Origin of the sequence: Rhodoblastus acidophilus (assembly GCF_025961575.1) — a bacterium.
In the GTDB taxonomy this organism is placed as follows: Bacteria; Pseudomonadota; Alphaproteobacteria; order Rhizobiales; family Beijerinckiaceae; genus Rhodoblastus; species Rhodoblastus acidophilus_C.
This window is the reverse complement of record NZ_JAOQNX010000035.1, coordinates 42,748-51,078: the sequence shown is the minus strand read 5'-3', so window position 1 is coordinate 51,078 and position 8,331 is coordinate 42,748. Positions and strand designations below refer to the sequence as shown.

At 60.9% G+C, this 8,331-nt stretch carries 12 protein-coding genes and 1 pseudogene; 1 reads left to right on the top strand and 12 read right to left on the bottom strand.

The features are described from left to right. Positions 1 to 485: 485 nt before the first annotated feature. Together M2320_RS19970 and M2320_RS23410 are read right to left on the bottom strand one after the other, a co-directional pair. A complete protein-coding gene (locus M2320_RS19970) occupies positions 486 to 1,517 on the bottom strand; it encodes a tyrosine-type recombinase/integrase (protein WP_264598787.1) in 1,032 nt (343 codons plus the stop codon). A 14-nt stretch (positions 1,518 to 1,531) separates the two neighbouring features. After that, positions 1,532 to 1,675 (bottom strand): annotated as a pseudogene (locus M2320_RS23410) (helix-turn-helix domain-containing protein); the annotation flags it as partial. A gap of 187 nt (positions 1,676 to 1,862) precedes the next feature. On the opposite strand from M2320_RS23410, the gene M2320_RS19965 reads away from it, so the two are divergent. Further along, positions 1,863 to 2,378 (top strand): hypothetical protein, encoded by a 516-nt coding sequence (locus tag M2320_RS19965; RefSeq protein ID WP_264598786.1) that lies wholly within the window; start codon positions 1,863 to 1,865, stop codon positions 2,376 to 2,378. A gap of 87 nt (positions 2,379 to 2,465) precedes the next feature. On the opposite strand, the gene M2320_RS19960 is transcribed toward M2320_RS19965, so the two are convergent. The 10 genes from M2320_RS19960 to M2320_RS19915 form a co-directional block, all read right to left on the bottom strand. Next, on the bottom strand, positions 2,466 to 2,987 hold the full coding sequence (locus tag M2320_RS19960; RefSeq protein WP_264598785.1) for a hypothetical protein: 522 nt from the start codon (positions 2,985 to 2,987) through the stop codon (positions 2,466 to 2,468). Positions 2,988 to 2,998: 11 nt separating this feature from the next. Further along, complete coding sequence (locus tag M2320_RS19955) at positions 2,999 to 3,535, bottom strand: hypothetical protein (protein ID WP_264598784.1); 537 nt, start codon at positions 3,533 to 3,535, stop codon at positions 2,999 to 3,001. A gap of 144 nt (positions 3,536 to 3,679) precedes the next feature. After that, the gene (locus tag M2320_RS19950) at positions 3,680 to 4,690 is read right to left on the bottom strand and encodes a tail fiber domain-containing protein (protein WP_264598783.1); all 1,011 of its coding nucleotides are present in this window, start codon (positions 4,688 to 4,690) and stop codon (positions 3,680 to 3,682) included. 11 nt (positions 4,691 to 4,701) lie between these two features. Then, positions 4,702 to 5,196 (bottom strand): helix-turn-helix domain-containing protein, encoded by a 495-nt coding sequence (locus M2320_RS19945; protein WP_264598782.1) that lies wholly within the window; start codon positions 5,194 to 5,196, stop codon positions 4,702 to 4,704. A 20-nt stretch (positions 5,197 to 5,216) separates the two neighbouring features. After that, positions 5,217 to 5,477, bottom strand: coding sequence for a hypothetical protein (locus M2320_RS19940; protein ID WP_264598781.1), 261 nt, complete (start codon positions 5,475 to 5,477; stop codon positions 5,217 to 5,219). A 71-nt stretch (positions 5,478 to 5,548) separates the two neighbouring features. Continuing rightward, complete coding sequence (locus M2320_RS19935) at positions 5,549 to 5,788, bottom strand: hypothetical protein (RefSeq protein WP_264598780.1); 240 nt, start codon at positions 5,786 to 5,788, stop codon at positions 5,549 to 5,551. Between the two features lies 1 nt (position 5,789). Next, entirely contained in the window at positions 5,790 to 6,122 is a 333-nt protein-coding gene (locus tag M2320_RS19930; protein ID WP_264598779.1) for a hypothetical protein, read from the bottom strand. Further along, complete coding sequence (locus tag M2320_RS19925) at positions 6,119 to 6,559, bottom strand: hypothetical protein (protein WP_264598778.1); 441 nt, start codon at positions 6,557 to 6,559, stop codon at positions 6,119 to 6,121. The genes M2320_RS19930 and M2320_RS19925 overlap by 4 nt, the downstream gene beginning before the upstream one ends. Then, the gene (locus M2320_RS19920; protein ID WP_264598777.1) at positions 6,556 to 6,999 is read right to left on the bottom strand and encodes a DUF5681 domain-containing protein; all 444 of its coding nucleotides are present in this window, start codon (positions 6,997 to 6,999) and stop codon (positions 6,556 to 6,558) included. Before M2320_RS19920 ends, M2320_RS19925 begins: the two co-directional genes overlap by 4 nt. Then, entirely contained in the window at positions 6,992 to 8,053 is a 1,062-nt protein-coding gene (locus M2320_RS19915) for a hypothetical protein (RefSeq protein ID WP_264598776.1), read from the bottom strand. The genes M2320_RS19920 and M2320_RS19915 overlap by 8 nt, the downstream gene beginning before the upstream one ends. Positions 8,054 to 8,331 lie beyond the last annotated feature (278 nt).

Genomic DNA, 8,331 nt, shown 5'->3' with positions numbered 1-8,331 from the left:
TGGGATTCCTCCCTCGCAATCACGAAGAAAGAATCGCATTGTTCAAGCCAGTTGGGAATCCCCCATTGAATCTGAAGCCGCCGAACGCGCTCTAAATGGTTTTCAAGACCGCCCGTGACGGGAGAGGTAGGACTCGCCCCCCCCACCAGACCGTTATGAGCGGCCGGCTTTGGCGTTGCGCGGTCGAGAGAGCGCATCCTTCACACGGGTTGGGCATAAGTTAGAACTGGCGAGAGGGGTAGGACTCGAACGCGCAACAGGAGTGCGATCGGCGCGCCGCTGGTTTCGCCTTGATCCGCTTGTTCTCCGTCCGTCACGGCGCTCTGCGCGGGCTTGGACACGAAAAACCCCGCGATCGGTCTTCACCGTGCGGGGCCTCTGCTCCCTGGCGTCTGTACATCCGAGCTCGCCTTGGAATTGGGAACTTGATGACCGAAGGCTGTGTCAAACTTGTGGCGGTGTTGAAGGGGTTGGCCAACCGTGCGTCACGCCGGACTGGCTGGCGCATAACGCGTCGAGAATGGAGGAATCTTCATTTCCAGCGACCCGGCCGCCTTCTTCAGATGCTCTGGCGAAAATTTCGCATAGACGCGCTTCGTGATCGTCGAGTCAGAATGCCCCAGGTATGAGGCGATCTCCTCCATGTCGACGCCGTCCTCAGCCATCCATACAGCGGCGGTGTGGCGGAACACATGCGGCGTGACGCCCGCGACCTTCGCCCGGCGCGCCGCTTCCTTCACGCCCTTCTTGATGGTCGCGATCTTCTCCCCGCCATGCTCGATCACATAATCGGACATCTTGCCTTCCTTGGCGGACGAGAGCGCGGCGCGCGCCGTCTGCGTCATCGGGACGGTCGCCCTGCCCTTTTGTCTCGCCGTGCGGTCGAGGCTCCCCAGGACGATCAGCCCGCGCGCGAAGTCCACGCGATCCCAAGTCAGCTCCAGCAATGCCGACATGCGGGCCGCCGTCGAGAGCGCCAGGATGATGAACAGGCGCACATGCGGCGCGCTGGCTCCTAGGATGACGCGCTCGGCTTCCCTGCGCGTCAGGTGGCGTTCCTTCGGCGGTGGCAGTTCCGGCCGCTCGATATAGGGCAGCTCTGCGATCATCTTGGAGTTCTTCGCCAATTTCAGCGCGCAGCGCAGGTGTCCACGCTCCGTGCAGATCGTGCCGTTCTGGCGGCCCGCGGCGCAGCGCGCTTTTGCGTATTCGCGGCAGTCCTCCGTGGTGATCGAGGCCGGCTTTTTGGCGCCGAAAAACAGCAGGATGGCCTTGCCGCTCCACTCCATGTTTTCGGAGATGCGCCGGCCTGCGCGATCCTGACGATAGGCAGTCCAGATTTCAGAGACGTCGGGGTCTACGGGCTTGCGGGCGATGGCGACCGCTTCCGCGAATTCGACTGCCGCATCTGCCGCATCGCTCGATCTAAGCTGTCTGCGACTGACTCTCTTGCCGTTTTCATAGCCGGCGATGGCCCAGCCTCCCCTGAGGCGCTGGAGCTTGTATTCGATGGACATATCAAGGCCTCGAGATCGGCAGCGCGGATGCGGATCAGCTTACCCCCAAGCCGGAAAAACGGAAGTCGCCCGGCATTGCACATGGCGCGGACGTGCGCGGGGCTGCACTGCAGGATTTCAGCGACCTGCTCCGGGGTATAGACGCGTGGCCGGTCCATGGCGGTTCCCTCTCGTCTGCCGACCAGGCAAAGATACTCCGCAACGGCGCGAAGCCTGTCTCAACTTGGCGTGAGCGGGAGATGATCACGCAGCGAGATGGCTGGAGCGAATTACGCGCTCATTATATAATTATTCACATCTAAATTTTATCTCTTTCAAAAGACAGCAGATAAAGGTGTTATATTTATGAGAGTCCCTGATATAAATGATAAAAAATTGCTGCAGCTCTTAAAGCTACTAGGAAATCTTACTGCAGTGAAGGTTCCCGTGAATTTGGGAGATGAGAGATTTTTGATTGGGCGTTGTTGGTACAATGTGTGGGCAGCCTCACAAGAAGGTCGCGGGGATATCGTGCACGGTTGGTCCCTTTGGTCGATCGAAAAAGGAATTTTGGGCCAACATCATTCTGTTCTACGGGACAAATCAGGAACACTTTTAGATGTAACACCGAATAAAATCGGATCTCAATATATATTATTTGCAGAATCTGAAAAACATGGATTTGATTATGAAAATTTAAAGTCTTGGCTTAATGTTAAATGCGAAGATAAAGATGCAAAAACATTTATTCAACTGAACAGGGAAGGTAAACCGGTCCGCAATGATATTCTAGATGTCGTCAGGACGAGGATGAGGTTTTCAGACGATGATGAATGCCAACAAATCAGGCAGCTAGTCCCCTTTGCGGGCAAAGGGAATTAAGGCGACTGATCGGTAGTGCGCGACAGACCGCAATAGGATGCGCCCTTTCTGGTGGGAGCCACCGCCGCTGAAGGAGCGATTGACACATCATTTGGCGTCGAATTGCTTTTGCCCGGGCGCGTCATCGATGTACCAATTCAACGTGGTGTGCTCAGAGTGCTCGCAAAGCGCATATGCCGAATTTTTCGGCGCTTGGACCCAACGAACCCTGTGCGTCCCACGATCGATGAAAATCGAGAGGCTGGAGCAACCCACGCCAAGGCCGTCGTACTCGGCAACGATTTCGGTCGCTGTCCATCGCGCAACCGGGATGAATGCTGGTTCGCTGATGCTGCCCACATGATTGAGGCCGATTTGCTCAACGGTTGTGACGACGCACTCATTCCGCGCTCGATAGCATGAGATCCGAGCCGAGTTGTTCGGATATCCGACGCCGTCGCCAGAAATGGTACCAATTACGCTGACCGCATCGCCGACATCCAGAAACGCCTTCTTGGCGAACAAAACTTCATTGTCTGCAGCCATAGCGGAGCCAAAGAGAACGGCAATCGCCGGAAGGAAACGTCCCAGGCTAAACATCTTGCCCCACAGGAATGTCGCGCACACCATCGCATGGTTCTTCAGGGCTGAAAAGGATTCCCGCCTGCGGCCCTCACGGACAGATGGAGCTCGTCACGCCGGCGGGATTGCCACTGCGAAAATGCTTGCGGCGGAGAAGGACGCGCGGCGTACAGCCTTATCGTGGCAAGCGGCTTCCTCGGCGCTGAGCGGGCTATCGAATAGTGTCGCATGGGCCCGATCGATCGCATCCCCTTCCATAAAAGGATCCGCTTGAGCGCGTGGATTTGCGTTAAATCGCGGCGATGAGAGGTGATGACCTCAAGGCCGCGCAAAGCCGCCGCTTCGATGATTTCCTTGTCGGTCGCGCGTTGCTCTTGCGAACCTTCCTGCGAACCGTCGCTGCGAACCAGCTTTTCGCGAACCGTCTCGCGAACCTTGTCCGCAAGAGCGCGCGTCCAGTCATGCGCCTTGGCGCGCTTGCGAATAGCTGTGTCGGTAACGCCGAACTTCGAAGCGATGGCGCGAATGGAAAGCTGACCGGCGCGAAACTCGCGCTCAATCGCTTCCCAGTCAACCGACTTACGATCGTCCGCCATCACCCACCATGCTCAAGCCAAACCCGCCCGGGTTCGCCGAAAAGCTCGCGGGCTTCATCCCTGGCGACATCATCGGCAGCCCTGCGCGGCTCATCTCGGGCAAGGTGGGCGTGTAGACTAGATTTCATCTCGCGCCACCTGCAGTTATCGGAAGCGGTCGAGCGCAGCCGCGAACCCTCCGTCGCCCCGTGGTAGGGCTCCCGCGTCGACGAATTTTCTGAGCTCGGAAGCCATATCCGTGGCCTTGCCATAGTCCACAGCCTTCAGGCCGCCGAATTCGGTGACCGCATCGGGATATTTCTTCTCAATCTCCTGCGCCATGACGCCGATATGGGGCGTCCCGTCGCCCTTGTAGTTGTAGCGATAGACCTGCGTCCCGTCGTAAAGCTCGCCGACCGGGGAAACGTTCTCCTTCAGACGCTCATCAGAGAAGATCGGGCTGAGGCCGCCACCCGTCATAAGCTTGAAAGCGCCCGTGCCAAGCCCGCCCACGAGGCTCTTGCCCATGCTCCCGCCCCAGCCCGAGGAACTGCCGAAGCCCAAAGCTCCGAACAGCGCGCCGAGCCCCATGCCTTGATTGGCAAGATCAGCGCTGGCCTGTGCGTTCCCAATCCCGGTGTAGGCGCCGACGTTCAGGTTCGCCAACGTGTTCTGGTTGGCGTTGAGCATGTTGCCGAGGCCCTTATAGGTGTCCCCGATGCCAGACGCGGCGGTCGCGCTGGCGGTCAAATACGGCTGCAACTGGCTGACATAGTTCGAATAATTCGTATTTGCCGCCTGCTGCCCAAACTTCTGCAACGCCAGCGCCTGGTTGCCGCTGCCCAGCGTCCCGTTGGCCGCCGCCGCCGCGTTGATCGCGTTGTTGCCCTGGCCAACGGTGAACGAATAGCCCGGCATGGCCGTAAGCGCGGCCTGGGCGTTCTGGCTGCCGGCGGCGCCGTTGAGCCCAAGCAGGTCGCCCAGTTTCGAAACGCCTTGCTGCGCGGTTGAATAGTTCTGCAGGTAGGGCTGCAGCGCGGCGGCGTAATTGGTGTTCAGCGCGGAGTCGCCAGCCGCGATATTGCCCTTGGCCGCGCCCAAGCCTTGCTGGATCGCGTTGATCTGGTCCTGAGCGGCCTTGTCCGCCCCGCCGAAAAGACTGTCGAAGAACCCCATAGCTCGCCCCTTCAAGTGTCGGCGCGCAAGGCCGCCCGCACCGCTGCGTCGCGTCGGTCCTTGCTCACGATTTCGATTGCGCCGCCTAATTGGTGCTCGTGCTTATCGCGCCAAACATCGCCGCGGCGGTTCTTGAGCCAGTTCATCGCTGCCCCCGGATCAGGCGGAACATGCTCGACCGTTGGGGCCCGAATGACTTGCCCAGCATGTTGAAAAACCTTCTCGCTCTCGAACGAGTACCCAACAGCGCGCTCGAACAGCGAGCGCTCGACACGGTCGTCGGCCGAAGATTTTCCCACGACGAGTGCGGCCGAAAATTCGGAGTGTAAGGCCGCCCATCTCTTGATCGTCGACGAAGAGACATTGAAGAAGGTTGCGAGGTCGAACGTCGTCGCCCCGAGCGCGCAGAGTTTCTTCGCTTGCGCGACAAATTCCGGTTTGAAATCGGTCGGACGCCCAACTCCCCTGGGGCGACCTGATCCTGCTCGTTTTCCGCCTCTCGGCATTTGAAATACTCCTGCGGAAATCAAAGAGAGGGGCGCGACGGACGCGGGGCTGGATCATTCCGGCCGCAGTCTTCGCCGCCCTCAGCAGGACGGATTTTCTCCACGATGGCGAGGCGCAAAAGCTCGGGCGCCGTCACGCCGGTTTGCTCGGCAGCGCGCTCGATTGCGGCGCGCGCGCCCTTCGGCAGGTACACGCTGACTTTTTCCGGGAAGCGCGGGGCGGCATTTCGAAATGCGGCAGCAAGCATGTGGGCGGATCCTCGAAACCGAACGATTTGCACATTTTGTCCGAGGCCGAGGCGGCGTCTACGGAGAAGCTGCTGAAGTTGCGGACTTTGGAGATTCTGCGGAATTAAATGGACCCTGCGCACGGCAACACCATGCCGGCGAAGTTCACCGCCGCCTTGCGCGCGTTGGTCAGGTGGGCTTGAGTCGCGTCCAGCAACCGGATGAGCTGCGCCGCGTCGCTTGCGTCCTGAACCTGAACAAGCAGGCCGAGGGCGTTCCCCAAACTCGAGACGGCCAGCGCCGATTGGCCGTAACAAATGCGAACTTGACCATCGAGCGTGCGCGGGTCGGGAGGCGGCAGCATTTCAAGCGATCCTCTGCATGGTGGTGGTCAGCATGTCGGCCAGGCCGCATCGCTCGAAATAGGCCGCGACGCTCGGCGAGGCGCGGTCCCCGGCTAGGTAGGCGGCGAGGGCTTTTCCGTCGCCGTCCAGCAGCATGCGCAGCGCCGGCGCCGAAACCTGCCAGGGGCCATTGGCGACACGCCGGCCGATGTCGTGAACGGCGCACCAGCTGCGCACCGTGGATTCGGACTTTCCGGAGATCTCCGCAGCCCGGCGCAGCGACAGCGCCTCGCGCCGATCGTATGGCCGGAGAACGTGCGGCCCGGCGTCGTCACGGGTTTCGAATAGCGTCATTGCACGCTCCTGATGGCAGCGCCGCGCAATTGACGCGGGAAGCGCTCCTGCTCTTTGAACGCGTCGGGGATGGCGTCGTAAACGATGCCCAGGGCTTCCCTGGTCGCCGGCAATTTGAGCCATGCATTCAGCTCGCGCCCGTTGCGCGGCTCGCCGCCTGCGTCAACAGACAGCTGCTCGAGGTCCTGCGCAAACCCATGCAGCATCTGGCGGGTCAGCTCAGTGTCGGAGAGAGCGCTAAAATCTCGCTGGCCTTTTTGTTGGCCGGGAGCGCCGGTGGCGGCCGTGTCGCAGGGCGCGCCATAGTCGGCGAGGAAGTGAAAGGCGACGATCGCCAAGATCGGCTCGAACAGCACCGCGGTTTCAGGGTCGAGCCCCGCGGCGTGCTGCGCGTATTCGATGCGCTTCAGGCGCGCAACAATCTGCTTCATGGTCATTGCCCCTTCCCTTGCTCCTCAAGCGCGGCCAAGCGCCGCTCGAATTCCTGCGTTTCAATGGCCCGCCGGCGGGCCTCGAGCACACTGGCCGCCGCAGTCGCCTCTTCCGGCGTGATGGCGCCGTCCGCCATGGCGCTGATGATCGCCGCCATAGCCGCAGCGACGTCGTCGGCGGTTTCAACCTTGGGCAGCTTCAACTGGATCGGCCGGCCTTTCCGAACCGGCGCAATGCGGTCGACCACGATGCGCGCCGCGGTCATGTCGCCCTCTTTGGCCTTGTCGACGACGGCGCGAATGACGGCCTCGGCCTCATCCTCCATCAGCTTTTCCGCCAAGATGGTGACCTTGTGGCGCGCCCCCTTCGGCTTGCCCTTGGGGTTGCCGGACTGGCCCTTCTTGAACGGCGCGCCGCGCTGTTTTCCCGCTGCATTTTCAGCCATTGAGCGCCTCCTTGGGCGTCGACTGGCCGTAGCGCGCCGCAAACATCTGTCCGCCGCGCTGGACAGATCGCGCCACGGCGCCCAAGCCCATTGAGGCCCTGACCTTGCCCACCGTGGTCGGCGAGCATCCCAGTTCCCGGGCAACGGACCGATCAGAGCGGGAAGGATCAGCAGCGATTGCCGCCTCTATCTGTCCACGCTGGACAGTTGCGGGGATGCTGCCGGCGGCAGAGACAGAAGTTTGCGCGCATGTGTCCTCGCTGGACACATTGGCGGCGGCTTCCATCACGATCCGCTCGAGATCGTTGAAGATGGCGGTTTCGGCCTTGCGATCGTGACATTCACGCGCCCGATAGAACCGGAAGCGAGCGAGCACGTCGGCCGCGTCCTTGGCGACCAGTTCGAATTCGATGAGCCGTTCAACGGTCCGCGCCCGCCAGCAGGCTGCGAGGTCCAGTTCCTCGCCTGAGCGATCCGTGTTCCAGGCATCAGCCAGTTCCAGTCCCCGCGCCTCCCAGTAATCATGCTCGGCGAGCGCCTCAGCGAAAGTCATCGGCAGCGGGTAGGCACAGCGAATGGCCGCATCGATGTGCGCCGGCGGATTGGACCAAGCGTCGCTCCATCCATCCAGCGCATCCGTCCATCTTTCATACGGCGGCTTGCGAACGGTTCGCCACGGCTTCACAGCATCGAGGATGAGACGCTCGCGCTCGCATGGCGCCGTAATCGCCTCCTCCGAGTCGAAGCGCTCGAGCAGCACCTTCCGGCGTGCAACCCGGGCGGCGATCTTTTCCGAGCGTTCCCTGGCGCGGCGCGCTTTGTATCCCGGCTCCCGCGCTTCCATGAAATCGTCGAAGCCATGGAGAACGTTCACGCCATCGGCCGTGCCTGCATTCCGTTCGGCCTCGTCCTGGCTGATAGCCTCTTCGACCGTCATGCCGACTTGAGCCGCGAGGGTCTCAATCCTCGCCCGGGCAGATTGGCGTTCTCCCTCGTGCTCCGTCCCGCGCCACAGGGCGATGACTTTCACGAGTTTGGGGTCGAGCCTTTTCATCGCCCACCCCCATCGAAATGGCGATCACCACGCCCCGAAAAGCGAGACGCCGAGAAGCCAAAAATCAGGGCGCAAGCCGCCCATAGGCGGCGCATTGCGCCTATAGGGGTATGGGGGGACTGAAGCACTACCGGGAAGCAACCATGAACCTCAACAAATTCAACATGATCTGCATAACCAAGAAGACCGTGAAGCGCCAACCGTGAAGACCGGCCGCAATGCCTAGAAGAATATGGTGTTTTTGCCACTTCATGGTTGGAACCGTGAAGAACCGTGAA